The sequence below is a fragment of the Pseudorhodoferax sp. LjRoot39 genome, from assembly GCF_964253035.1.
Classification (GTDB): Bacteria; Pseudomonadota; Gammaproteobacteria; order Burkholderiales; family Burkholderiaceae_C; genus Pseudorhodoferax.
In genome coordinates, this window is sequence record NZ_CAXUQL020000001.1 from 2547740 (window position 1) to 2572553 (window position 24814).

The 24814-nt window shown below is 71.1% G+C and carries 24 protein-coding genes; 3 read left to right on the forward strand and 21 right to left on the reverse strand.

Annotated features, from left to right (window positions below):
• Positions 1–98: 98 nt before the first annotated feature.
• Positions 99–806: a hypothetical protein gene (locus ACSQ4M_RS12065; RefSeq protein WP_436189763.1), complete on the forward strand. Its 708-nt coding sequence runs from the start codon at positions 99–101 to the stop codon at positions 804–806.
• A 16-nt stretch (positions 807–822) separates the two neighbouring features.
• On the opposite strand, the gene ACSQ4M_RS12070 is transcribed toward ACSQ4M_RS12065, so the two are convergent.
• The 3 genes from ACSQ4M_RS12070 to ACSQ4M_RS12080 form a co-directional block, all read right to left on the reverse strand.
• Positions 823–2655 carry an NAD(P)-binding domain-containing protein gene (locus tag ACSQ4M_RS12070; RefSeq protein WP_436189764.1) on the reverse strand — a complete coding sequence of 611 codons (1833 nt, stop codon included), beginning with the start codon at positions 2653–2655 and terminating at the stop codon, positions 823–825.
• A 251-nt stretch (positions 2656–2906) separates the two neighbouring features.
• Positions 2907–4688 (reverse strand): ABC transporter ATP-binding protein/permease, encoded by a 1782-nt coding sequence (locus tag ACSQ4M_RS12075; protein ID WP_436189765.1) that lies wholly within the window; start codon positions 4686–4688, stop codon positions 2907–2909.
• A 126-nt stretch (positions 4689–4814) separates the two neighbouring features.
• Positions 4815–6170, reverse strand: a complete 1356-nt coding sequence (locus ACSQ4M_RS12080; RefSeq protein ID WP_436189766.1) for a M20/M25/M40 family metallo-hydrolase — start codon at positions 6168–6170, stop codon at positions 4815–4817.
• Between the two features lie 102 nt (positions 6171–6272).
• Here ACSQ4M_RS12080 and ACSQ4M_RS12085 point away from each other — a divergent pair, with 102 nt between their 5' ends.
• On the forward strand, positions 6273–7184 hold the full coding sequence (locus ACSQ4M_RS12085; protein WP_436189767.1) for a LysR substrate-binding domain-containing protein: 912 nt from the start codon (positions 6273–6275) through the stop codon (positions 7182–7184).
• Between the two features lie 43 nt (positions 7185–7227).
• Here the strand turns inward: ACSQ4M_RS12085 and ACSQ4M_RS12090 are convergent, their stop codons facing one another.
• From ACSQ4M_RS12090 to gspG, 16 genes are all read right to left on the reverse strand, one after another.
• Positions 7228–8202: an SDR family oxidoreductase gene (locus ACSQ4M_RS12090; RefSeq protein WP_436189768.1), complete on the reverse strand. Its 975-nt coding sequence runs from the start codon at positions 8200–8202 to the stop codon at positions 7228–7230.
• Positions 8199–9125 carry a bile acid:sodium symporter family protein gene (locus tag ACSQ4M_RS12095; RefSeq protein ID WP_436189769.1) on the reverse strand — a complete coding sequence of 309 codons (927 nt, stop codon included), beginning with the start codon at positions 9123–9125 and terminating at the stop codon, positions 8199–8201. The genes ACSQ4M_RS12090 and ACSQ4M_RS12095 overlap by 4 nt, the downstream gene beginning before the upstream one ends.
• A gap of 15 nt (positions 9126–9140) precedes the next feature.
• The gene (locus ACSQ4M_RS12100) at positions 9141–10463 is read right to left on the reverse strand and encodes a flavin-containing monooxygenase (RefSeq protein ID WP_436189770.1); all 1323 of its coding nucleotides are present in this window, start codon (positions 10461–10463) and stop codon (positions 9141–9143) included.
• Positions 10460–11263 carry an SDR family oxidoreductase gene (locus ACSQ4M_RS12105; protein ID WP_436189771.1) on the reverse strand — a complete coding sequence of 268 codons (804 nt, stop codon included), beginning with the start codon at positions 11261–11263 and terminating at the stop codon, positions 10460–10462. The genes ACSQ4M_RS12100 and ACSQ4M_RS12105 overlap by 4 nt, the downstream gene beginning before the upstream one ends.
• Before the next feature lie 87 nt (positions 11264–11350).
• A complete protein-coding gene (locus tag ACSQ4M_RS12110; RefSeq protein ID WP_436189772.1) occupies positions 11351–12262 on the reverse strand; it encodes a 5'-nucleotidase in 912 nt (303 codons plus the stop codon).
• A gap of 184 nt (positions 12263–12446) precedes the next feature.
• Positions 12447–13676, reverse strand: coding sequence for a type II secretion system inner membrane protein GspF (gspF, locus tag ACSQ4M_RS12115; RefSeq protein ID WP_436189773.1), 1230 nt, complete (start codon positions 13674–13676; stop codon positions 12447–12449).
• Positions 13677–13683: 7 nt separating this feature from the next.
• Positions 13684–15072: a GspE/PulE family protein gene (locus ACSQ4M_RS12120; RefSeq protein WP_436189774.1), complete on the reverse strand. Its 1389-nt coding sequence runs from the start codon at positions 15070–15072 to the stop codon at positions 13684–13686.
• Positions 15072–17465: a type II secretion system secretin GspD gene (gene gspD, locus ACSQ4M_RS12125; RefSeq protein ID WP_436189775.1), complete on the reverse strand. Its 2394-nt coding sequence runs from the start codon at positions 17463–17465 to the stop codon at positions 15072–15074. Before gspD ends, ACSQ4M_RS12120 begins: the two co-directional genes overlap by 1 nt.
• Before the next feature lie 4 nt (positions 17466–17469).
• Entirely contained in the window at positions 17470–18276 is an 807-nt protein-coding gene (gspN, locus tag ACSQ4M_RS12130) for a type II secretion system protein N (RefSeq protein WP_436189776.1), read from the reverse strand.
• 2 nt (positions 18277–18278) lie between these two features.
• Positions 18279–18785, reverse strand: coding sequence for a type II secretion system protein GspM (gene gspM / locus ACSQ4M_RS12135; RefSeq protein WP_436189777.1), 507 nt, complete (start codon positions 18783–18785; stop codon positions 18279–18281).
• Positions 18782–20008 carry a type II secretion system protein GspL gene (gene gspL / locus ACSQ4M_RS12140; RefSeq protein WP_436189778.1) on the reverse strand — a complete coding sequence of 409 codons (1227 nt, stop codon included), beginning with the start codon at positions 20006–20008 and terminating at the stop codon, positions 18782–18784. Before gspL ends, gspM begins: the two co-directional genes overlap by 4 nt.
• Before the next feature lie 76 nt (positions 20009–20084).
• Positions 20085–21035, reverse strand: coding sequence for a type II secretion system minor pseudopilin GspK (gspK, locus tag ACSQ4M_RS12145; protein ID WP_436189779.1), 951 nt, complete (start codon positions 21033–21035; stop codon positions 20085–20087).
• On the reverse strand, positions 21032–21694 hold the full coding sequence (locus ACSQ4M_RS12150; protein WP_436189780.1) for a prepilin-type N-terminal cleavage/methylation domain-containing protein: 663 nt from the start codon (positions 21692–21694) through the stop codon (positions 21032–21034). The genes gspK and ACSQ4M_RS12150 overlap by 4 nt, the downstream gene beginning before the upstream one ends.
• The gene (gspI, locus tag ACSQ4M_RS12155; protein ID WP_436189781.1) at positions 21695–22054 is read right to left on the reverse strand and encodes a type II secretion system minor pseudopilin GspI; all 360 of its coding nucleotides are present in this window, start codon (positions 22052–22054) and stop codon (positions 21695–21697) included.
• A complete protein-coding gene (locus tag ACSQ4M_RS12160) occupies positions 22054–22518 on the reverse strand; it encodes a pilus assembly FimT family protein (protein WP_436189782.1) in 465 nt (154 codons plus the stop codon). Before ACSQ4M_RS12160 ends, gspI begins: the two co-directional genes overlap by 1 nt.
• Positions 22493–22930, reverse strand: coding sequence for a type II secretion system major pseudopilin GspG (gspG, locus tag ACSQ4M_RS12165; protein ID WP_436189783.1), 438 nt, complete (start codon positions 22928–22930; stop codon positions 22493–22495). Before gspG ends, ACSQ4M_RS12160 begins: the two co-directional genes overlap by 26 nt.
• Before the next feature lie 105 nt (positions 22931–23035).
• On the opposite strand from gspG, the gene ACSQ4M_RS12170 reads away from it, so the two are divergent.
• Positions 23036–23449 carry a type II secretion system protein N gene (locus tag ACSQ4M_RS12170; RefSeq protein WP_436189784.1) on the forward strand — a complete coding sequence of 138 codons (414 nt, stop codon included), beginning with the start codon at positions 23036–23038 and terminating at the stop codon, positions 23447–23449.
• On the opposite strand, the gene ACSQ4M_RS12175 is transcribed toward ACSQ4M_RS12170, so the two are convergent.
• Positions 23439–24002: a histidine phosphatase family protein gene (locus ACSQ4M_RS12175; RefSeq protein ID WP_436189785.1), complete on the reverse strand. Its 564-nt coding sequence runs from the start codon at positions 24000–24002 to the stop codon at positions 23439–23441. The genes ACSQ4M_RS12170 and ACSQ4M_RS12175 overlap by 11 nt on opposite strands.
• A complete protein-coding gene (locus ACSQ4M_RS12180; RefSeq protein WP_436189786.1) occupies positions 24002–24808 on the reverse strand; it encodes an adenosylcobinamide-GDP ribazoletransferase in 807 nt (268 codons plus the stop codon). Before ACSQ4M_RS12180 ends, ACSQ4M_RS12175 begins: the two co-directional genes overlap by 1 nt.
• Positions 24809–24814: the final 6 nt, after the last annotated feature.

Consider the following 24814-nt stretch of genomic DNA (forward strand, 5'->3'; position numbering starts at 1 on the left):
AATAGGCCTAAATTCCGGTTCAGTTCTGCCGTTAAGAGGATCGAGGCCAGGGAAAACCTATTTCCTTGGCCGTTCGTCCAGTCCTTTTGGTGAGCGCCATGCAACTGCCTTCTGTTGATCGCACTGTGAATGGGCCGGCCGCCGCCGGCGCCGATTCGCAGCCGGCCGCCGGCAGCGCAGCCGCGCCCGCCGGCACCGTGGCGCGGGCCACGCGCGAAGAAACCCGGGTGCTGCAGGAGCGCGCGGTCGCGCAGCAGCCCGAACCCTCGATCCGGGTGGAACTGTCGGCCCAGGCCGATGCCTTGATCCGCTCCGGCCGTGTCGGCGAGGACGAGGCCGCCACCGCGGCCGGAGCCGTCATGGTGGCGGCGTCTGGCGCGGGCGGGCAGGGCGTTCAGGCCGGGCAGACCGGCGCGGTGCCGCCCAAGTCCAGCATCGAGGCGGCGACCGAGGCTTTCGAGCAGCGCCTGCAGACGGACGCCGCCCCCACCGCCGAGACAGCCGAAGCCCTGGGCCGCTACCAGGCCACCGGCCAGAAGCCGGGCCCGGACCAGCCTTCCGGCCCGGACGATGCCGCACCCAAGAACTGGACCGAAAAGCCCAAGGTCGAGGAAGAGAAACCGCCCGAGCCGCCCAAGGAGCCCATCTCCAAGAAGCTGCTGGACTTCCTGCAAAGTCTGTGGCGCGCTGGCGGCAATGCCATCGACGTGGCGCAGACCGGCAACCTCACGCTCAACCCGCCCAAGGAAGCCGACAGCCCGCTCACCTACGCCGACCCCTCGGCCAAGAAGACCACCGGCCTGTGAGACCGGCGGCCTGCGCTCAGCGCAGGTGGTGCACGGCGCCCTGGCCGTAGACCGGGGTTGCGATCCCCTCCATCCTCGCCTTCAGCTGCAGCGCCAGGTACTGCGAGTAGTGGCGCGACTGGTGCAGGTTGCCGCCGTGGAACCACAACTGCGGCTGCTGCGTGGGCTTCCACATGTTGCGCAACTCGCCTTCCCAGGGGCCGGGGTCCTTGGCGGTGTTCGAGCCCAGCCCCCAGCACTTGCCGACACGGTCGGCCACTTCGGGTGACACGATGCTGGCGACCCAGCCATTCATCGAGCCATAGCCCGTCGCGTAGACCAACAGGTCGGCCGGCAACTCCGTGCCATCGGTCAGCACGACCGAGCGCGGCTTGATCCGTTCGATGTTGACGCGGCTCTTCAAATGGATGCTGCCGTCGGCCACGAGCTCGGACGCGCCCACGTCGATGTAGTAGCCCGAGCCGCGCCGCAGGTACTTCATGAACAGGCCGGAGCCGTCATCGCCGAAGTCGAGCAGGAAGCCGGCCTTTTCCAGCCGCGCATAGAAGTCCCGGTCGCGCTGGCGGATCGCCTCGTACACCGGCACGTGGAAGCTGTGCATGATCCTGAACGGCACCGAGGCGAACAGCAGGTCGGCCTTGTCGGTGGTGATGCCACTGGCCACGGCCTCCTCGGAATACAGCCCGCCCAGTGCCAGTTCCATCAGCGAATCGGACTTCACGATGTGCGTGGACGAGCGCTGCACCATCGTCACATCGGCGCCGTGCTCCCACAGGTCGGCGCAGATGTCGTGGGCCGAGTTGTTCGAGCCCAGCACCACGCAGTGTTTGCCGGCATAGGCCTCGCCACCCGGGTGGGCGCTGGAGTGGTGCTGCTCTCCCTCGAACGTTTCGGCACCGGCGATCTTCGGCACCGACGGAAAGCCCGAGACGCCGAGCGCGAACACCAGCTGTGTGGGCCGCAGCACCACGGTCTCGCGGCGGCCGTCGGCATGCTGGCGCTCCACCGTCACACGCCAGGTCTGGCTGGCTTCGTCGAAGCTGGCGCTCCGAGCCTCGGTGGAGCTCCAGTAGTTGAGCTCCATGACCTTGGTGTACATCTCTAGCCAGTCGCCGACCTTGTCTTTGGGGCAGAACACGGGCCAGTCGTCCGGGAACGGCAGGTAGGGCATGTGGTCGTACCAGACCGGGTCGTGCAGGCACAGCGACTTGTAGCGCTTGCGCCAGGAGTCGCCGGCGCGCGCGTTCTTCTCGATGACGAGCGTGGGCACGCCCAGGCGCTTGAGCCGCGCCGCCAGGCCGATGCCGCCCTGGCCGCCGCCGATGACCACGCAGTAGGGCTGCTCGGTGTAGCCCAGTGCCGCCTCCTCCTGCTGGCGGCGGTCAAGCCAGGTGGTCCGGTCGCGGCGCGCGCCGTGCTCGGCGCCCAGCACGCGGCGCGGCCCCTTCTTCTCCTCGAAGCCCTTGAGCTCGCTCATCACGGTCAGCAGCGTCCAGCACTTGCCGTCCTTGAGCCGCAGGTGCCCGCGCCCGCGCGCCACGGCGGTTTCGAAGGTGAACCAGCTTTCGGTCACGCCGTCGGCATGGCTGGGCTGGTCCTGCACCTGCCAGCCACCGGGCGCGACGCGGGTGAGGTTGGCCTGCAGCATCGCGGCGATGGCGTCCTTGCCCTCGGCCGTGTGCAGGTTCCAGGTGAAGGCCACGAGGTCGCGCCAGTAGCAGTCGTCGGCGAAGGCGTCGAGCGTGGCGGCGATGTCGCCTCGGGCCAGTGCGGCGCCGAAGTCCTGCAGCCATTGCGCCGCTTCGGCGGATGGGGTGGTGACCGGCGCTTCGGCCAGGGTCTGGGTCATGCTGTCGTCTCCTTGCGGTGGGTGTCGCCGGGCCGGCGTGGCCGTGGCGGTCCCTGCTGCGCAAGCCGCATGCCTGCCGGCTCATGAAAAATAACTATTTGTTTTTAAAAGATTTTCCTGCATCAAAGCGGATCCGGGTGTCACAGCCGGATGGACAGCTGTCGCACCCGCCTGCGACAGCTGTCGCGTTCGGTCCAGCGCGCCGTGTTGAGGCGAGAGGCCGCAGCCCGACGGTCAACCGGGTCTGACCGTCAATGCGCTGGCAGTGGTGCCTGTTGCAACCGGAAGCGCGCCGCCCCGCCGTCGTTCGGCACCAGCTGCCAGCTGCGGTCGTGGAAGGCGGACACGGCCGGCCGGTGCGCGATCGACAGCAGGGCGCCGCCGGCCGCCTGCACCTGGCCGACGAGCTTGGCGTAGACCGCCTGCTCGGCCGGCGCGTCGAGCGCGCTGGTGGCCTCGTCGGCGAAGATCCAGCGCGGTTTCTTGAGCAGCACGCGCGCCACCGCCAGCCGCTGCTGTTCGCCGCCCGAGAGCTTCTGGCTCCAGGCGTCCTCGCGGTCCAGGCTGTCCTGCAGCTGCGGCAGCTGGGCGTCGCGCAGTGCGGTGCGCAGGTCCTCGTCGCGGTAGTCCGATGCCGGCTTCGGGTAGGCCAGCGCATCGCGCAGCGGTCCATCGGGGAAGTAGGGCCGCTGCGGGATGAACATGGCGTCCGCCGGCTGCGCCACGCTGCCGCTGGCATGCGGCCAGATGCCGGCGATGGCGCGCAGCAGCGTGGACTTGCCGCTGCCCGACGGGCCCTTGAGCAGCACGCGCTCGCCCGGCTCGACCTGCAGGTTCAGCCCGGCCAACAGCGGGGTTCCGTCGGGCAGGGCCAGCGCGAGGTCGTGTGTGGCCAGCACGCCGTCGGACAACTGGTGCCGGGAGCCCTGGCTTGCGACGTCTGCGGCGAGCGCGGCCAGACTGTCTTCGAAGGTGGTCAGCCGGTCGGTGGTGGCGCGCCAGACGGCCAGCTCCTGGTAGTTGTCGACGAACCAGGACAGCGACTTCTGCACCTCGTCGAAGGCGGCCGTGATCTTCATGAGCTCGCCGAGCTGGATCGCACCGCTGAAAAAGCGTGGTGCCGACACCAGGAACGGGAAGATCACGGCCGCCTGGCCAAAGAAGCTGCCGAACCAGATCAGCCGCTTCTGCGCCTTGAGCAGTTGCAGGTAGTTGGCCAGCACGCGCGCGAAGCGCAGGTCGAGCTGCTGGCGCTCGACCTGCTCGCCGCGGTCCAGCGCGATCGCCTCGCTGTACTCGCGTACGCGAACCATGTGGTGCCGGAAGTCGGCCTCCAGCCGCTGCTGGCGGAAGTTCAGGCCGATCTGCGGCCGGCCGATGAAGTGCGTGATCAGGCTGCCAGCCAGGCAGTACAGCACCGCCATCCAGACCATGAAGCCCGGAATCTCGAAGCGGTGACCGCCCAGCTCGAACGCGAAGGCGCCCGACAGCCCCCACAGGATGCCGACGAAGCTGACCAGCGTGACCAGCGCCTTGAACGCACCCATGGTCAGCGACACCGTGTAGGTGGTGAACAGGTTCAGGTCTTCCTGGATGCGCTGGTCGGGGTTGTCGGGCGGCGCGCTGCCGTCGCCTTGGCCGTAGCGCGCCAGCTCCATGCGGTAGAAGGCGTGGTTGGCCGTCCAGCGTTTCAGGTAGCTGCCGGTCATCCAGGCACGCCAGCGCATCTCCAGCAGCTGCGTCAGGTAGAAGCGGTACACCGCCGCCACGATCAGTCCGAACGCGATCAGCGTGAAGTGGCCCAACTGCTGCCAGAACACCGCCTGGTCCTTGTTCTGCAGCGCGTCGTAGAACACGCCGTACCAGTTGTTGAACTGCACCAGCAGCCAGACGCCGACCAGGTTCAGCACCACGATGCCGGCCAGCAGGCCGCGGGCGCGCCATTTCTCTTCGGACTGGAAGTAGGGCAGGGAAAGGCGCCAGATGCGGCGGGCCTGCTGGCGCGCGAGCGCGAGCCGTTCTTGTTGGGGCATGTGGGGGCGGCAGTCGTTGGGGCGCGCCCATGCTAGCGCTGCCGCGCGCGTGAAGATGAGGCTGAACTTAAGGCCGCGCGCGCACGGGCCTGCGCCTGCGCATCTGCTGCGGGCCGCGTGCCCGGCTCACCTGGCCCGCGGCGCGCGCTTGGGCAGCAGCGCTTCGCTCACACCCTGCACTCCGACCAGCCCTAGCACGGTGGCGAGGGAGTTCTGCGCGCCTTTCCAGGCATCCGTGAGGTCGATCGATTCGCTCATGGCGTGAAAGCCTGCGGTCTTGCCGCCGCCGCCCACGATGATCGCCGGGATGCCGAGCGCCATCGGCACGTTGGCGTCGGTGCTGGCGCCTGACAACAGCGTCTTGTGGCCGAAAGACGCATTGGCCCGCGTGACCGCCTCGACGATCACCGAGTCGGACGCGGTCTGGCCACCCGGGCGGTCGCCGATCAGCTTGTTGGACACGCTCAGCGTCGTCACCTTCCAGCGCTGGTTCTCTTCGGCCACCGCCTCGTCGATGGCGGCCAGGATCTTCTTCTCGGTCTCGAGCAGCGGCCCCATCGCGTCGGAGCGGATGTCGATCGCCATGCGCGCGTCCGGGGCAATGGTGTTCACCGAGGTGCCGCCCCCCACGGTGCCGACGGTGAAGGTGGTCTTGGGAAAGCTCGGCGTCCTGACCTCGGCGATCTTGGCGATGGCGCGGCCCATGCCGTGGATGGCGCTCGGCACCTGGCCGAAGGCGCCATAGCTGTGGCCACCCGGCCCCTTGAACGTCACCTCGTAGCGGTGGCTCGCGGTGCCCAGCACCAGCACGGTGCCGTCTGGCGCCGGCTCGATGCCGACCATGCCGTCGATGTCCAGGTGCTCGGCGAAGATGGCCTTGATGCCGCGCAGGTTGCCCAGTTCTTCCTCGCCGACATTGCCCACGAAGAGCAGATCGCCGACGGTCTGGACGTGGTTGTCGTTGAGCACCTTGAGCCACGACAGCAGGACGGCCAGGCCGCGCGTGTTGTCGGAAATGCCCGGCGCGCTGTACTTGTTGCCGTCCTGCCGGACCTTCACGTCGGTGCCTGCTGGGAACACTGTGTCCAGGTGCGCGGAGACGAGCAGCTTGGGGCCGTTGCCGCTGCCCTTGCGCAGACCGACCACATTGCCTTCGGCGTCGATCTTCGCGTCGGCCAGGCCAAGGGCCTTCATCCGTGCGAGGAAGGCTTCGGCGCGCGGTCGCTCCTTGAACGGCGGCGCCTCGATCTCGGTCAGCAGGACCAGGTCCTGGATCGACCGAGCGTGGTCGGCCTGGACAGACTCCATGAGTCGCTGGATCGCCGGTGCCGCGAGCAGCCGGGTGTAGGCCTGGTCCACCGCGGGCCTGACCGTCGTGGGCGTGGTGGCGACGGCGGAGAAGCTCTGGGCCTGGGCGGTGCCTGCGGCGCACAGGCTGGCCGCGGCGATGGCGGTAAGACGAAGGCGAAATGACAGCGTCATGGTGGTCTGGCAGCAAGGCGGGGATCGGGCGCCGATTCTTGCGCCCCGCGTGCCCGTCCGCTTTGCTTTAATCTCGCTGGCCGTCAGTTTTGCTTACAGCCCGTGGACCGTCCCGTGCGCCGCCAGATTCCCGCCACCCGCGCATTGCTCGTCTTCGACGCCATCGCGCGCCACCATGGCATCAGCAAGGCCGCCGAAGAGCTGTGCCTGACGCACAGTGCCGTCAGTCAGCAACTGCGCCTGCTGGAGACCCAGCTGGGGCTGCGGCTGGTGCAGCGCCACGCGCGCGGCACCACGCTGACCGACGCAGGGCGGCGCTACCACGCCCAGGTGGCTGGCGATCTGCTGCGCCTGGAGAACCACACGCTGGAGGCGATGGCCCAGCGGCCGGATGGCGAGCGCCTGCTGGTGGGCGCGGTGCCGGTGCTGGCAGAGCGCTGGCTGATGCCGCGCATGCCGCGGTTTCTGGCGCAACACCGCGCGTCCAGCATGCACCTGCAGGTGTTCCCGACGCACATCTACATGGAGGAGCCGGCCTTCGACATCGGCCTGCAGTACGACGATGCGATCTGGCCGGGCGCCACCGTGCATGCATTGATGCGCGAGGAATGCGTGGCCGTCGGCGCACCGCAGGCCCGGGGGCGGAGAGAGATGGCGCGCGGCGACTTCCGTGCCGCGAACCTGCTGCAGCTCAGCTCGCGGCTGGGGGCCTGGCAGGACTGGTTTGCGCAGGCCGGCATCGCACGGCAGCCCGACAACGCGATGGCCGGGCATCGGTTCGACCTGTTCTCGATGCTGGTCGAGGCCGTGCGTGCCGACCTCGGAGTGGGTCTGGTGCCGCACTACTGTGTGGAGCGCGAGCTGGCGCGCGGTGATCTGGTGCAGGTTCACCCGTTCAAGGCCCGCAGCGCGCGCGGGTACAGCGTCTTCGTGGGCCAGGGCAAGGCGGACGATCCGCTGGTGGCTGCGTTCCTGCGCTGGGTGCTGACGGAGGCCGCGGCCGGCCAGGCGTGACGCACGCGCGCCTTGTCCTGCAAGTGGCATCCGGCCGGTGCGGTCACAGCGGCCGCCCCTGTGCGCTGCGCGCGGCGACGAAGGCATCGAAGGCCTGCGCGCTGGTCTTGCGCGGCACGTAGCCGAAGCGCTGCTTGAGCGCCGTGTTGGCAAGCACCGGCCGGTAGCGCAGGAAGTCCAGCTGCTCGGGGCCGTAGCGGCCGATGCCCAGCGCGCGGCCCACCCGCAGCGCCGTGCGCAACAGGCCGGCCGGCAGCACGCGCGTGCGCTTGCCCAGCCGCTCGGCGATGGCGTGGATGGTCAGTGCGCCGTCGCCTGCGAGGTTGTAGCAACCGGGCGGGCCGGCGCCGTCCAGCGCGTGCAGCAGCGCGCCACAGACATCCTCGTCCCAGATGAACACGAAGGGGCTGTCGCTGCCCGCGATGGCCAGCGGCCGGGCCTTCTCGAACAGCGCGGTGATCTGGTTGTCGACCCGCTCGCCCAGGATGGTGCCGATGCGCAACACGGTCTGCGCGAGCTGCGGGTGGGCACGTCGTGCCTCGGCCAGCATCTCTTCGACCAGGCGCTTGTGGTGGGCGTAGGCGAAGCTCTCGTTGCCGCGCAGCGGGTGATCCTCGGTCAGCCAGTCCGGGTTGTCGGCGTGGTAGCCGTAGGCCGCGCCGCTGGAGGAGACGACGAGGTGGCGCACGCCCTGCGCCAGGCAGGCGTCCAGCACCTGGCGCGTGCCGCCCACGTCCACCGCGTACTCCAGCGCGCGCGTGGAGCCCTTGCCCGGCGTGACGATGGAAGCCAGGTGCACCACGGTGTCGATGCCGTGCGTGGCCAACACGGCAGCCAGGCCCTCGTCGCGCACATCCCAGCGCAGGTAGGTGGTGCCGGGCAGGCGGCGCTCGGGCGGCACCTCGCGCACGTCGGCGGCGACAACCGCCAGTCCGTCCAGCCGCGCGGCCAGCGCCTGCAGCAGGCCGCGGCCCAGGAAGCCGTCGGCCCCGGTGATCAGGACACGTTGCGCCCTCATGTCCCGGCCCCGGAAGGCAGGCTGCCCCGCAGCGGGCGCTGGCCCCACCAACTGGCCAGCGCCAGGCCGGCGATGATGTCCCAGAAGCCCCACACGCCCGCCACCACGGCCATGCCGCCCAGCCCGCCGAAGAAGCTGAAGATCAGCACCAGGCCCAGGCCGGCGTTGCGGATGCCGACCTCGATGGTCAGTGCGCGGCGGTCGTAGTCGGCCAGGCCGAAGGCGCGCGCGCACAGCCAGCCGGTGGCGAAGGCCAGCGTGTCGTGCAGCGCCACGGCGACGATGACCAGGCCCACGTAGTCCAGGAAGTAGCGCCAGTTGCCGGCGATGGCGCCGAGGATGAAGACGACCAGCGTCACGAAGCTCAGGATGCGCATGGGCTTCTTGAAGCGCTCGGTCCAGCGCGGGAAGCGGTCGGCGCACCAGATGCCCAGCACGAAGGGCAGGCCGATGATGAGGAGGATGTGGCCGCCCATCTCCAGCGGATCGATGGCGATGCTGCGCATCAGCGCGGAGGCCGTGGGATGCAGCCCGCCCCAGAACGCGAAGTTCAGCGGCATGGCCACGATGGCGATGGCGTTGGACACGGCCGTCATCGACACGCTGAGCGCCACGTTGCCACCCGCGCGGTGCGTGAGGATGTTGCTGATGTTGCCGGGCGGGCAGCAGGCCACCAGGATCATGCCCAGCGCGATGCTGGGGCCCACGCCGAGCACGCGCGTGAGCATGTAGGTGATGGCCGGCAGCGCAACGAACTGCGCGCCCACGCCGACCGCGAAGGCCAGCGGCATGCGCGCCACGCGCTTGAAATCGGCGATGCGCGTGTCCAGCGCGATGCCGAACATCAGGAAGGCCAGCACCGCGTTGAGCACAGCCAGCGAGGCCGGGTTGAAGTTCAGGCGGATCTCGTCGACGGGCAGCATGGCGTCTCCAGCGGGTTATTGGAAAGCCTCAGCCGCGGCGCGCACCGCCTTGCGGTAGGTGTCCTTGTGCACGTAGTAGGCCATGCGTTCGAGCTTCAGGTAGCGGTAGCCGCCCGACATGTCGGGCCAGCTGGCCGGGTTGGCGTCCTTGGCCACCCGCAGCTTTGCTGCCTGCGTGCTGCCGCCATCCAGCGCCCGGAAGTAGCGCGCCACCAGCTCGGCCTGCTCGTAGCGCCCCTGCCAGCCCAGGCCGCTGGCCTCCACCATGCCCAGCACGGCCAGCCGGTCGAAGCGCGGCGCGAAGATGTTCAGGTACAGGCGCGGTGCCATGCCCTGCCAGTTCAGCAGCGCGTGGTCGAGGAAGGGGTAGTGCAGCTTGTAGCCGGTGGCGGCCAGGATCAGGTCGTACTCGCGCGCCTGGCCGTCCTTGAAGTGCACGGTGTGGCCGTCGCAGCGTTCGATGTCGGCGCGCACGCCCACGTCGCCGTGGCCGATGTGGTAGAGGATCAGCGAGTTCACCACCGGGTGCGATTCGTACATGCGGTAGTCGGGCTTGGGAAAGCCGAAGCGCACCGGGTCGCCCGTGAACCACTGCAGGATGGTGCTGTCGATGCGCTGCTTGAGCCAGGGCGGTAGCGTGAACTTGCCCCCCACCGAATCGGCCGGTTTGCCGAACACGTACTTGGGCACGAAGTAGTAGCCGCGCCGCACCGAGATGTCGATGCTCCTGGCGTGGTGCACGGCATCCACGGCGATGTCGCAGCCCGAGTTGCCCGCGCCCACGATCAGCACGCACTGATCCGTGAACTGCGTGGCCTCTTTGTAGGCCGAGGTGTGCCACAGCGCGCCCGCGAAAGTGCCCGGGAAGGTCGGCATGTTGGGCTCGGCCAGCGTGCCGTTGGCCACCACCAGGCCCTTGTACTCGGCCACCTCGGGCGGCGCGTCGCCGGTCTGCGTGGTCAGGCGCCAGCGTGTGCCGGGCGCGTCCGACACCGGCTCGGCCTTCAGCACCCGGGTGTGGAAGCGGTAGTGGCTGTGCAGCCCGAAGCGCTGCGCGAAGGCGCGGAAGTAGTCCAGCAGCTCGCGATGGCTCGGGTAGTCGGCGACGGTGTCGGCCATCGGGAACTCGCTGAACTCCGTCATGCGCTTGCTGGAGATCAGGTGCGCCGAGGCATAGACCGTGGAGCGTGGGTTCTCGATGTTCCACAACCCGCCGACGTCGCCATAGGCCTCGAAACCCTGGAAGGCGATGCCCAGCTTCTGCAGGTTGCGGGCCCCGGCCAGGCCGGAGGGGCCGGCGCCGACGAGGGCGATCTGTTCGTGGGTCGGGATGCTCATCGTTTCAAACCGGGGATGTCGGTGGCGCCGGCTTCGCCGGGACGGGGTTTGCGCGGTTGCGCAAGCAGGATGCGGTCGTGCAGCGGCGCGGGCAGCATGGCGAGCGCGCGGGCCAGCCAGCCGGTGCTGCGCGGCAGCACGATGTGCTCGCGGCCCGCCGCCACGCCGGCCAGCAGGCGCCGGGCCGCATCCTCGGGCTCCAGCAGGCCGGGCATGGCGAAGCGGTTGCCGGCCGTGAGCGCCGTGCGCAGGTAGCCCGGGCTCACGGTGTGCACGCGCAGGGCAGTCGGGCGCAGTTCGGCGCGCAGGCTTTGCAGGTAGGCGATCAGGCCGGCCTTGCTGGCGCAGTAGGCGCCGTTGCCGGGCAGGCCGCGCCAGCCCGCCACGCTGGCCACGCCGACCAGGGCACCCGGGCGTCCCGTGGCCCGCATCGCGGACAGGAAGGGCGCGAAGGTGGCCGCCACGCCGACGAGGTTGATCTCCAGCATGCGGCGCAGCACGGCCAGGTCCTCGGGGTGTGCGGTGTCGAAACCGCCGGCCACGCCGGCATTGGCGATGACGAGGTCGGGCGGGCCGAAGCGGGATGTCCAGTCCGCTGCCATGGCCGCCATGGCCGGGCCGTCGCTCACGTCGGGGGTGTAGACGGCGCAGCGGCCGGGCGCCAGCGCAGCCAGCGGGGCCAGGGCCTTGCGCTGCAGGCCGACCAGCGCGACGCGCGCACCGCCGGCGATCAGCGCACGGGCCAGCGCCTGGCCCAGCCCCCCGCAGGCGCCGGTCAGCACGGCATTGTCGAACGTCACGAACAGTCTCCTCCGCGGCGCATGCTAGCGGGCGCTGTACGCCGCCGCATCCGGGTGTTCCGCAGGGGCGCAGCCCGCGCCAGGCCGTCAGCGCGCCGGGGGAGGGTGGTTGGCCACGCCGTGGCTCACATGGCCGGCTGGTACGTGGCGCGCGGCCGAGCGCACGTGGGTGGTCTGGTCGTCGAAGAAGAAGTCGGGTTCGAACTCGCGCAGGAACTCGCCCTTGGGCAGGCCGCCCAGGAACATGGCCTCGTCGACGGCGATGTTCCAGTTCATGAGTGTGCGGATGGCGCGCTCGTGGGCGGGCGCGCTGCGCGCCGTGACCAGCGCGGTGCGGATGCGCATGCCGGAAGACGTGGCCTGCTGCAGCCGGTGCAGCGCGGCCAGCAGCGGCTTGAACGGGCCGTCGGGCAGCGGCAGGGCGGCCTTGTCGGTCTCGTGCAGCTGGAACGCGTCCAGGCCCTGGGCCTGGAACACCTGCTCGGCCTCGTCGGAGAACAGCACGGCGTCGCCGTCGAAGGCGATGCGCACTTCGCTCGGGTGGTTGCTGCCGGCCTGCGCCGACTCGGTCAGCACGCGCGCGGCCGGGAAGCCCTGGGCCAGCGCCTCGCGCACGTCGGCCTCGTTGGCCGACAGGAACAGGTGGGCACGCAGCGGGCGTAGGTAGCCGAAGGGGTCGCGGCCCTGCGTGAACACGCCGCGCTCGAGCTTGATGCCGGCCTCGCGCACCGAGCGGAAGATGCGCATGCCGCTGACCGGGTCGTTGCGCGAGAGCACCACGACCTCGACACGCTGCTGTGCAGGGTCGTTGAAGGCCAGCAGCTTGCGCACCAGCGAGAAGGCCACGCCGGGCCGCGCCGGCACTTCCAGCCTGGCAAGCTGCAGCTGCATGTAGGCCTGGGCGTCGCCGGTCTCGAACAGCCGGTTCTCCTCCTCCAGGTCGAACAGCGCGCGCGAGGAGATCGCGACGACGAGCTTGTCTTCCAGGGTGGCGGGCATTTCAGTTCTCCAAAGCGCTACGCGCCGTTCGCAGTCCACGAAGCCGGTTCGCCAGGCACTGCTCCAGTGGCCGCGGAGCAGGCCATGCCAGCGGACGCCGCGGAACTGGCTCTGCCAGGCCGCAGGCGGCGCCCCCTGCAAGGGGGTTGGCGGAGCGCGCAGCGCGCAGACTGGGGGGGAGCCATCATCTTGCGAATTGGTTGAGCTGGATGATCGGCATCAGCACGGCCAGCACGATCAGCATGACGACCATGCCCATGGCCACGATCAACAGCGGCTCCAGGATGGTGGCCAACGCCATGGCGCGGCGCTGCACCTCGCCGCCGATCTGGCGCGCGGCGCGCTGCAGCATGGTGGGCAATTCGCCGGTCTGCTCGCCCAGCCGCGCGAACATCGCCACCAGCCCTGGGAAGCGCTTCTTCTGTGCCAGGGCCGAGGCCAGCGGCGCACCCTCGCGCACGGCCACCAGCGCGTCCAGCGCATCGGCGCGCATGGCGCGGTTGTTGAGCGTCTCGGCCGCGGCCTGCAGCGCGCGCAGGATGGGGACGCCTGCCGCGGCCAGCATGGCCAGCGTGCTCGTGAAGCGGGCCGCGTTGTAGCCTGCGGCGAGCTTGCCGATCAAGGGCAGGCGCAGCACCATGGCGTCGAAGCGCTGGCGCACGGCCTCTGCGCGCAGCGAGAGCTTCAGGCCCACGCCGCCGGCCAGCAGCAGCAGCGCGATCCACCAGCCGTGGTGGCGCACCACGTCGCTGATGGCCAGCATGACCACGGTGAGGATGGGCAGCGCGCGCTTGGTGCCCGCGAACACGTTGGCCACCTGCGGCACCACGTAGCCGACCAGGAACATCACGATCACGATGGCCACCAGGCTCACGATGGACGGGTACAGCGCGGCGCCGATCAGGCGCGACTTGAGTTCCTGCTGCGTCTCCAGGTCTTCGGCCAGGCGGTCCAGCACCAGTCCCAGGTGACCGCTCTGCTCGCCGGCGCCGATGACGGCGGTGTAGATCGGCGTGAACTCGCGCGGATGCCGGGCCAGCGCCTTGGCGAAGGACGAGCCGGCGTTGACCTCCGAACGCAGGCCGGCCAGCAGGTGGCGCTGGCGCTCGTCCTCGGCCTCCTCGGTCAGCGCGGTCAGCGCGCGTTCGAGCGGCAGGCCGGCGGAGACCAGGCCGGAGAGCTGGCGCGTCCAGACCGTCAGCGCCGAGCCGCGGAACACGCGGCCGGCGAACAGCCCGCGCGCGCGCGGTGCCTCCTCGCCCGCGCCCTGGCCGGCGCCGACCGGCTCCACTGCCAGCGGCACGAGCGCCTGGGCGCGCAGCATGCTGCGCGCCGAGCGCGCGGTGTCGGCCTCCAGCACGCCCTTGCGGGTCGCGCCTTCGGCATCGACGGCTTCGAATGCGTAGGCGGGCATGCTGGCTCTAGTCGCGTGTCACGCGCAGCAGTTCCTCGCGCGAGGTGATGCCGGCGGCCACCAGCCGCTCGCCGTCCTCGCGCATCAGCAGCATGCCGTTGCGCTGGGCCGCGGCGCGGATGTCGGCCTCGGACGCGCGGTTGTGCACCTGGGCGCGGATCGCGTCGTCGGCCACCAGCAGCTCGAACACGCCGGTGCGGCCCTGGTAGCCGGTGTGGCCGCAGGCCTCGCAGCCGGGGCCGCGGCATGTGGTGCACAGCTTGCGCACCAGGCGCTGAGCCTGCACGCCGAGCAGCGAGGAGCTCAGCAGGAAGGGCTCCACGCCCATGTCGATCAGCCGCGTGACGGCGCTGGCAGCGTCGTTGGTGTGCAGCGTGGCCAGCACCAGGTGGCCCGTCAGCGAGGCCTGGATCGCGATCTGCGCGGTTTCGAAGTCGCGGATCTCGCCGATCATGATCACGTCCGGGTCCTGCCGCAGGATGGCGCGCAGGGCCTTGGCGAAGCTCAGGTCGATCTTGGCGTTGACCTGGGTCTGGCCGATGCCGGGCAGCTCGTACTCGATCGGGTCTTCCACCGTCATGATGTTGCTGCGCGAGGCGTCCAGTTCGGAGAGCGCGGCGTACAGCGTGGTGGTCTTGCCCGAGCCGGTGGGTCCGGTCACGAGGATGATGCCGTGCGGCTGGGCGATCAGCGCCTGCAGCTGGCGCAAGGCCTCGCCCTGCATGCCGACGGAGGTCAGGCTGATGCGCTCGCTGGACTTGTCCAAGAGCCGCAACACGGCGCGCTCGCCGTGCGCGCTGGGCAGCGTGGAGACGCGCACGTCGACCGCGCGCGTGCCGATGCGCAGGCTGATGCGGCCGTCCTGCGGCAAGCGCTTCTCGGAGATGTCGAGCTCGGCCATGATCTTCAGGCGCGAGATCAGCGCGGCGTGCAGCGCGCGGTTGGGCTGCACCACCTCGCGCAGCGTGCCGTCCACACGGAAGCGCACGCTGGAATGGCGCTCGTAGGGCTCGATGTGGATGTCGCTGGCGCCGTCGCGCGCGGCCTGCGTGAGCAGCGCGTTGAGCATGCGGATGATGGGCGCGTCGTCCGAGGTTTCCAGCAGGTCTTCCACCGCCGGCAGTTCCTGCATCATGCGCGAGAGGTCGGCGTCGCTCTCGACCTCGCTGACCACGGCCGCGGCATTGGACTCGCCCTGGGCGTAGGCCGCGCTGATGCGCTGGGCCAGCGCGGCCTGGGCCAGCGATTGCACGTGGCGCACCGGGTGCTTGCGCATGACCTCGGCCACGGCAGCCGGCGGTGTCGCCGGATGCAGCCACAGCGTGAGTTCGCCGAGGTTGTCTTCCAGCAGCAACTGCTGGCTGCGGGCGAATGCGTAGGGCAGTGGGTGGCGCATCACTGCGGCGTGGTCACGGGCTGCGACGGCGCGCCGGGCGTCTGGGTCTGCAGGTTGGTGGAAGGCGGCAGCAGCGGCGCTGGCATGGTGGCCGCCGCCGGGGTCAGCCGGCGCAGCGGTTGCTCCGGCAGCACGGGCGCCTCGTTCACGCGCACGAGCGAACTCTCCTGCGGCTGTGCCTGCTGCTGGCCCACGCGCATGAGGTCGTAGCGGTCCATGGACAGGCTTTCGGCGGCCTGGTTGTCGCGCACCACCACCGGACGCAGGAACACCATCAGGTTGGTCTTCCTGCGCGAGCGGGCCTCGCTCTTGAACAGGTTGCCGAAGAACGGGATGTCGCCGACGCCGGGCACCTTCTCCTGGTTGCCGCCGTACTGGTCCTGCAGCAGGCCGCCCAGCACGACGATGGAGCCGTCGTCCACCAGCACGGTGGATTCGATGGCGCGCTTGGTCGTGGTCGGGCCGCTGGCTGCCGATTCGGTGCCCGACTTCACGGCCGAGCTCTCCTGGTAGATCACCATCTTGACGGTGCCGTTCTCGTTGATCTGCGGGCGCACCCGCAGCGTCAGGCCCACGTCCTGGCGCTCGTAGGTCTGGAACGGGTTGACGGTGCCCGAGCCGGTGCTCGTGGCGTTGGTGTAGGAGCCGGTCACGAAGGGCACGTTCTCGCCGATGATGATGCGCGCCTCTTCGTTGTCCAGCGTCAGCAGGTTCGGCGTGGACAGGATGTTGCCGTCGGTGTTGGTCTCCAGGAAGCGCGCCAGGAAGCCCAGCACGTTGTTGCCGTTCTTCTGGTAGATGTAGCCCAGGTTGCCGCCCGTGGATGGCAGCGCGGTCTGCCCCGTCGTCGTGGTGCCGGAGCCGTTGAGAAGGCCGGGCGCGATGCTGAAGATGTTCCTTCCGCCCACGCTGAAGTTGGTGCCGAGCGCCGCCAGGTTCTTGCCGCCCAGCAGGGCCGACCACTGGATGCCGAACTCGGCCGCCTTCTCGGCGTTGACTTCGACGATCAGGCTTTCCACGAGCACCTGGGCGCGCCGGCCGTCGAGCCGGTCGATGACGGCGCGCAGCTGGCGGTACTGGGGTTCGGGCGCCGAGATGATCAGCGAGTTGGTCGAGGGGTCGGCCTGGATCTGGCCGCCGGTCGAGGGCTGGTTGCTGTTGCCCTGGTTCAGGTTGCCGCCGCCCGTGCTGCTGCCGCCGAAGCCGGAGACGCTGCCGCTGCCGCTCGATCCGCTGCTGCTGGTGTTCGCACCGAACGAGGTCTGCATGGTGCCCAGGTTCGACGCGCCGCTGCTGGGCGAACTGCCACCGCCCTGCGTGCCGGTGCCACCGGTGTTGCCCGCGGCGATGGCCGCGCGCAGCGTGGCTGCCAGCTTCACCGCGTCGGCGTTCTTGAGATAGACGACATGGATGTTGCCGCTGGCGGCGCTGGAGCCGGGCGCTGGCGGCTGGTCCAGCCGTGCCACCAGCGAGCGGATCAGGTTCATGCGCGCCGCGTTGCTGGCGCGCACCACCAGCGCATTGCTGCGCGGCTCGGCCATCAGCGTGGTGCGGTACGAGGTGTCGGCGGCCTGGCCCGCGGCCGGCGCGGCCGCGCCGCCCGTGCTGCTGCCCGGCTCGACTAGCCGCGCCACCAGCGGCGCCAGGTCGCTGGCGATGGCGTGGCGCAGCGGGATCACCTCCACGTCGGTGGCGTTGGACACGTCCATGGCCGCGATCACGCGGCCCAGCCGGCGCAGGTTGTCGGCGTAGTCGGTGATCACCAGCGAGTTGGTGCCCGGGTTGGCGTTGATGGTGTTGTTCGGGCTGATCAGCGGGCGCAGCACCGGCACCAGGTTGTTGGCGCTCTCGTGGTTGAGCCGGAAGATCTGCGTGACGATCTGGCTGCCGCTGGGCAGGCCGCCGTCGCCGCCTTCGCTGATGCTGACCGGGCTGCTCTGCAGCTTGGCATCGGCCTCGGGCACGACCTTGTCGAGGCCGGCGGCGTCGACCACGGTGAAGCCCTGCATGCGCAGCGCCGCGATGAACTGGCTGTAAGCCACCGAGGGCGGCACCGGCTGGTCCGTCGACAGGTTCATCGTGCCCTTCACGCGCGGATCCACCACCACGTTGCGGCCGGTGATGGTGGCCATGGTGCGTGCCACGGCCTCGATGTCGGCGTTCATGAAGTTCAGCGTGACCGGGTCGCCGCGGCGCGGGCCGCTGGGCACCAGGCTCACGGTGCTGGGGCCACCCGGGGCCGGCGCGGCGCCGGCCGGCATCCCGGCCTGCGGCGCCTGTGGTGCCGGCGGGAGCTGGGCCAGCGCCGGCAAGGCATTGCACAGCAGCGCGGCGGCGAGGGCGCAGGCCCGGCGGGTCGGGCGGGCGGGGCGTCGGTTCAGGAAGGAGTGCATCGGGCTAGCCCACTTGGATGATGGAACGCAGGCCATTGCGTCGGCCAATGATGTTCAGGAGATTGGAAAGCGCGTCGACCCGCTCGGGGTCGGCGCTGGCTTCACCGGAAAAGCGCAGGCGCGAGCCCACCCATTGTCCGCTGCCGCTCAAAGTGAGGCTGCCGGAGAGCGTCTCCAGCCGCAGGCTGGCGGGCGCATCGTCGCCGCCACCGGCCAGCGTGAGCCGGTAGCTGCCCATGGGCTTGAGCGTGGACAGGCGCGAGGACAGGTCGCTGGCCTCCAGCTGCAGGCGGCCATTCACCAGCATGCGGCCCGAGACCCATTCCAGCGACAGGCCCTGTGCAGCCAGCGCCAGCGTGCCCTCGGGCTGGACCGTGTTCCAGGGCGTGCCCAGGCCGGCCAGCACCGCGGCCGGCCAGTGCGACTGGCCATCGCCGACCAGCACGCGCGCGCCGGTCCAGCGCGGCTGGGCGCGCACCTGCCAGGGCTGCGGCATGCAGCAATTCGCGCGCATCGCCAGCTTCAGGCCTGACAGCGCGGGGCGCAGCTGCCACTCGAAGCGGCCGGGCAGGGCGGTGGCGTCGCGGCTGTCCGCACCGCCGGCCAGCACCAACTGGGCCGAGCCGTTCCACAGGCTGCCGCGCGGCGCCCGCAGCAGCACATGCTGCTCGCTGCCTTGCTCCACGGCCCAGGCCAGCCAGCGCGCCGGCGCGAACACCAGCACGCCGGCCAGCAGTCCGACGGCGCCACCCAGCCAGGCCCAGCCCCAGGGGGCGCGGGCGGTTGCGGTGGTGCGGGGGGCGCGGGCCACGGTCAGCGGGCCGGCAGCGTGAGGACCAGCGCACCGTCCCAGCGGGCCGGGGCGTTGGCCGGGCCGGCCGCGCGGGTCAGGCGGGCCTCGGCCGGCAGTGCACGCGCGTTGACGCGTGCCTGCGTGAGCCAGCGCGCCAGCGCATCGGCCTCGGCGCCCTTGAGCGTGAGCGTGGCGCGCTCGCCAGCCACGCTGAGCTGGGCGCTGCTGCCCAGGCGCTGGCGCACCGAGGTCTCCAGCGCGCGCAGCGCGTCGTCGTAGGGCAGGCGCGGCTGGTTCTGCAAGGCCATGGCGTCGGACTGCAGGCTGCGCATGGTCTGCAGCTGCTGATCGAGGTCATGGTGCTGGGCTTCGGCATGGCGCAGCGTGGCCAGGGCCGGGCCGAGCAGCACCCACCAGACCAGGGCCACCAGCACGATGGCGCCGGCCAGCACGACGGCGCCGCGCTCGCGCGGCGCCAGCAGGTCCCAGCGGGTGCGCAGCTGTTGCTGCAGGGCGGCGATCTTCATGGCGTGGCTCCGGCGTTGGGCAGGGCGCGCAGCAGCAGGCGCTCGCCTTCGGACTGCGCCGCCATGCCGTGGGCACGCAGCCGGCCGTTCAATGCGGCCAGGGCTTCGGGGGTGGTGGCCAGGCCGCGCAGCCGGGCTTCGCCGTTGCCGAACTCGATGGCCTGCGGCACCTGGGCGGGCGGCAGCGTGGCGCCCAGGGCACCCAGCATGGCTTCGAGGTCGCGTGGGCCGTAGGCGCCGGAGGCCTGGCGCAGCAGCTCGACCTCGCGCGCCATCTGCACCGGCGCATCGACGACCACGCGCACGGACGGGAAACTGCTGGAGAGCACGCCGCGCACGGCGGCGCGCTTGTCGGCCAGGGCGGTGGATTCCTTCCAGGCCCAGGCGTTCACGCCGACCAGGTGGGCCGCCGCCAGCAAGGCGAGGCCCCAGCGCGCGGGCCGCCATTGCGGGCCGCGCGCGATGGCGGCCATGCGGCGCAGCGTGCCCTGCACGGCGCGGCGGCGGTCGGAGCTGGCCAGGTCGAACTGCGCCAGGTCCCAACTGCCGGCGCCGGCCTGCAGCCAGCGTTCCGTGGCAGGGCGCAGCTGCAGCTGGCGGGCGCCGCTCTGTTCGGCCAGTTGGGCCAGGGCCGGGTCGGCCAGCACCGGCACTTCTTCGGCGCTGCCGGCCTGGGCCAGCGCCCAGTCGAGCGCCGGTGCAGCCAGTGGCAGCACGCTGACGCCCTGGGCACCGCTGTAGGCCAGCCAGGCGGATTCGGGCGTGCCCAGGACTTCGATCTGCTCGGCACCGGGCGCCAGCTCGGGCACGACGCGGGCGGCCGGGCGGCGCGCCGCTTCCAGCAGGTCCAGGCCGGCGCGCAGCCAGGCGCGGTCGCAAGTGGCGACCCAGGCCGGGGCCTGGGCGCGGGCGCCGGCCTCCAGCGCGAAATGCACGGCGCCGGGGTCGTCGAGCAGGCGGTCTTCGAGCAGGCCTTCGAGCAACGCGCGCAGGCGCGGCGTGCCCGAGGCGCCGCGCGCCAGCGAGCCCTTGGGCAGCTCGACGCGGTGCCAGGACAGCGCCTGCGCGGGCACGAGCGCCACGGTCTCGCGTGCGGCGGGCAGCAGCGCCGCGACGGCATGCGCGTGGGCGCCGACGGTGCGGCCGTCGGCGCTCAGCACGTACTCCAGCGGTGTGGCTGCACCGGGGGTGTCCAGGGGCAGGACGACGATCAGGGTGCTCAAGGTTTCTCTCTCGGAGACGGAGGGACGCGGCCGGGCCGCGCTTGCGGCGCGCGATTGTAGAGAGCGCTGATGACGGTCACGGTTGGCGCTCTCCGGCGACACGCTGGCGCCAGATGGTGGTGACGACGTTGCCGGTGGTGCGCTGGACCAGCGAGCGCTCGCTGACGACGGTGCCCTCCATGCGCAGGCGGCCGTTGACCTCGAAGAAGCTGGAGGTCACGCTGTAGTCGGTCGTGACGAGTGTGCCGTCCGGGCTCAGGATCTTGGCTGCAGAGGGCACGTCGCGCAGCGGGCTGTTGGTGCGTGCCTGCACCAGCCGCTGGGCCGCGACCAGATCCAGATCCTCTGCGGAGGCGGCGATGACCTGGGCGCTCGCGGTGTTCAGGTTGATCTTGGTGTCGTTCTGCGGCAGCAGCGTGACATGGGGCTCCAGCACGCGCAGGGTGGCCGGCGACACGCCCAGCCAGACGAGCTGGTCGAAGCGTTCGGGGCGCAGTGGCACGTCCGCGCCGTCGTCGGTCTGCTTCTGGCTGGCACGGCGCAGGTTCTCGGCCATGGCCATGAGTTCGGCCTGGGGCAGGCCCAGCAGATCGAACAGCCGTTTGAACGCCTCCAGCGGCGCTTCGCGCAGCTTGCCCTCGGCGTCCACGAGGTTGGCGACGTTCATGCGCGACTGCAGGTCGACGATGCTGCCGGACAGGAACACCTCGGGCAGGCCTTCGTCGCCGCCCTGGTTGACGCCGTTCTCGGCGGCCAGGAAGGTGGACATGCGCGACTCCTGCAGCGGTACGGCCCAGGGTTCGGCCAGATGGTCGGTGCGGCTGCCCTGCCCATCCTGGCGCAGGATCAGCCGGGAGAAGTCGAGCGCGCCGACCAGCACCCAGGCCGACTGGCTGCGTGCGCGCTCGGACTGTTCGACCTCGACCGCGCGCCATTGCTGCCACAGCGCGGTGGCGGCAAAGGTTGCCACCAGGGTCACGGTCAGCATGGCCAGCAGCAGGGCCGCGCCGCGTTGGGCGTGTCTCATGAGCCGCTGCCCCCGACCGTGGGCCGCACCCAGTCGCGCGTGATGGTCCCCGACACCGCGCCCCCCGGCGGCAGCTCGAGCACCAGGCGCACGCCGTCGGGCACGTCGGTGCTGCCGCTGTTGCCGGTCTGCGGCGTGTCGGCGCTGGACAGCGGGTTGGTCCAGGTGTTGACGCGGTAGTAGAAGAGGCGCCAGTCCAGCAGCGGTGCGATGGCCACCTCGCGCGTGCGTTCGTCGCTGCTGGGCGTCTGGGCCCAGTTGCCGGCGCGTTCCCAGGCCTGCAGCAGCTGGGCCCGGCTGTGCAGCGCGGGCGACTGCCAGCGCAGCCACTGGCCGCCATCGGCCACGCCGCGGCGCGTCCAGGCCACGACCAGCGGGCCGGTTTCGCCGGGCGTGGTGCTGGCGCGCACGATGCGCATCACGCGGCCGTCCCAGTCCAGCGGCGGCCGTTCGGTGACGTCCAGCATGGCGTCCAGGTCGGCCGTCCACTGGGCCAGGCCGGCCTGCAAGGTCAGCACCGAGTCGGTGTAGGCGCGCGTGGCGGCCTGGGTGCGGGTCATGCCGTCCAGTCCGCGCCAGCTCAGCACGGCGACGATGGCCATGATCGCCAGCGCGATCAGCAGCTCGACCAGCGTGAAGCCGCGGTGGGACCTGCGCATTTAGAAGCGCCCCTGGATGGTGGTGATGCGCAGCACCGGCACGCCGTCTTCCAGCACCTGGGCGTCGATGCGGCGAAAGCTCGGGTTGGGCGTGGGGCGCACGCCCAGTTGCACGCGGAACATGCGGCCGGCCTGCTCGCAGGGCTGGTCGGTGTCGCCCACGCCAGGCAGCTGCCCTCGCGCCAGGCGCAGCGCGATGAGCTCGTTCTCGGCGCAGATCTGGGCCAGCAACACATCGCCCTGGCGCGTGGCGTTGCGCGTCAGCGCGCTGGTGGCCTGGCCGCCGGCCAGCAGCGCGATGGCGACGATGCCGAGCGCGACCAGCACCTCCACCAGCGTGAAGCCCCGGCTTGGGCGCATCACGGTTGCACGTTCTGCACCGCGAACGGGCGCACGCCGTCGGTCGCGACGCGCAGCGCGAGCTGCGGGTTGGCGACCGAGCGCAGCTCCAGCCACTGCGCACCGATGACGGGCTCGGGGCCCAGCAGCACGTTGGCCTGCGCGGCGACGATGGTGTCGCGGCTCAGCCAGTGTTCGGGCAGCGTGCCGGGCAGCGCGCCTTCGAAGCGGAAGCCGCCCTCCAGCGCGCGCCAGCGCACCGGCACGCCGTTGGCGCGCGATTGCGCGCGCGCGGCGTCGAACAGGGCGGCCAGGCGCTGGGCCTCGCGTTCGAGCTGGCTGTCGGCGGTGTCGCGGAAGGCGAAGCCGACACCGGCGCTGGCCAGGGCCACGATGGCCACGACGACCAGCAGTTCGAGCAGCGTGAAACCGCGCTGACGCGTCGGGCTGATCGCCGGGCTACTGCCAGCTGCCGATGTCCGCATCTTTGCCCTCGCCGCCGGGCTGGCCGTCGGCGCCGAAGGACATCACGTCGATCTCGCCCTTCACGCCGGGGTTGAGGTACTGGTAGGGCCGGCCCCAGGGGTCGTTGGGCAGCTTTTCCAGGTAGGGCTTCCAGTTGATGGGAACGGGGTTGGTCGTCGGCTTGGTCAGCAGCGCTTGCAGGCCTTGCTCGCCCGTGGGGTAGCGCTGGTTGTCCAGCCGGTACATGCGCAGCGCCTGCATGAGGTTGGTCACGTCGGTCTTGGCAGCGGTGGCGCGGGCGTCGTCGGCGCGGTCGAGCACGTTGGGCACGATCAGCGCGGCCAGCACGCCGATGATGACCAGCACGACCATCAGTTCGATCAGGGTGAAACCGGCCTGGATGCGGCGGCGGGAGCGGGACAACAGAGTCATGGAGGTGTGGAGCGCAGCGGGGGCGAAGCGTTCCATGATAATCCGCGCATGTTGCGAACCGCTCCAGCCTCCTTTTCGTCTGCGCGCACTGCGAATCCCTGGCCCGTGCGCCTCGTGACCGTGCTGGTGTGGGTGCTGGCCGCGCTCAGCGTGGCGTATTGGGCGCTGCGCCTGCTGGGGCCGGGCGGCGAGGCCGCGCCGGCGCCGGTGGCCAGGTCGGCCTTGGCGCAGGCGGATGCCACGGCCGTGGGACGCCTGCTGGGCGCGACGGTTCAGGTGGCCGCGGCCCCGGCGGTGACCAACAACCGCTACGTGCTGACGGGCGTCGTGGCCGACCGGCGCCAGGGCGGTGCAGCGCTGATCGCCATTGCCGGCCAGCCGCCCAAGCCTTTCCGCGTCGGTGCCGAGATCGAGCCCGGCGTGCGGCTGACCTCGGTCGGTGCGCGCAAAGCGGTGCTGGCGGCCGCGCCCGACGCCGACCCGCTGGCCACGCTGGAACTGCCGCCGATCACGCGCTGAGGGCTGGCAGCTCCAGCACGCAGCAGTCGCCGCAGGCCAGGCTGTCCAGCGGCCATTGGTCGGCGCGGGCCAGGGCTCCCTGGCCCGAGAGCAGCCAGCGCACGGCCTTGATGACGCCGGCGTGCGTGATCCACAGCGCCTCGCGCGCATCCCCGGCCGCGGTGGACCGCATGGCAGCGTCCACGCGCGCGACGAAATCGCCGACCGATTCGCCGTTGCCCGGGCGGTGGCGCACGAAGTCCTGTGTCCATGCCGCCACCGCGGCGCGGCCGATGCCGTCCCAGTGCTGGCCTTCCCAATGGCCGAAATCCATCTCGGCCAGGCGTGCATCGGTGCCCAAGCGCAGGTCAGGACGCAGCGGGGCCAGGGCTTCGGCCAGGCTGCGACAGCGACCCAGCGGCGAGCAGGCGCCCGCGAGCCCGTGCGGCAGCACGCCCGCCAGCCGCGCCGCGCACTTGGCCGTGTGGACCGGGTCGGCCAGCACGTCGCTGGCGCCGTAGCAGATGCCCGGCGCGAGCAGCACCTGCGGATGGCGCACCAGCCACAGCCGCATCAGCGGCCGAGGGCGCAGGCTGCACCCAGGTAGAAGGCGATCTCGCAGACCTGCTGCGTGGCGCCCAGCGCGTCGCCCGTGAAGCCCTGCAGGCGCTGGCGGAACCAGCGGAACATCCAGGCGGCCGCCAGCACCGCGCCGGTGCAGCCGTACAGCGCGAAGGCCAGGCCCTGCCCCAGGGCGACACCGAGCAGGGCCGGCAGGCACCACAGCGCGCCCAGGCGCAGCGTGCGCACATCGATCTGGTCGGCCAGCGGCTTGGCCTTGGAGCGGGCGGTGTCGCCCACGTGCGGCAGCAGCAGTGGCAGGGCCAGCGGCAGCAGGCGCGACAGCACATGCCCGCCCAGCAGCGCCCACAGCAGCGGCGCCAGGCCGGCGCCACCCAGCACGGCCAGCAGCGCGATCTTGGAGACCAGGCCCAGCACCAGGGCCATGGCGCCGAAGGCACCGATGCGCGAGTCCTTCATGATGTCCAGCGCGCGTTGGCGGTCCAGGCTGCCGCCCAGGCCGTCGGCCACGTCGGCCAGGCCGTCCTCGTGGAAGCCGCCCGTCATCAGCACGCTGGCCACGGTGCCCAGCGCGGCCACCGCCAGCGGCGTGAAGCCCTGGGCCGGCAGCAGCCACCAGAGCAGGGCGCTCACGCATCCAGCCCAGGCGGCAACCAGCCAGCCGACGCCGGGGAAGTGCGCTGCGGCTGCGCGCAGCATGGCGGGGTCGAAACCGACCCAGGCCGCGAGCCGGCCCGTCACCGGCACGCGCGTGAAGAACTGCAGCGCGATCAGGTAGTGGCGGACGGCCTGCTGCACGCGCGC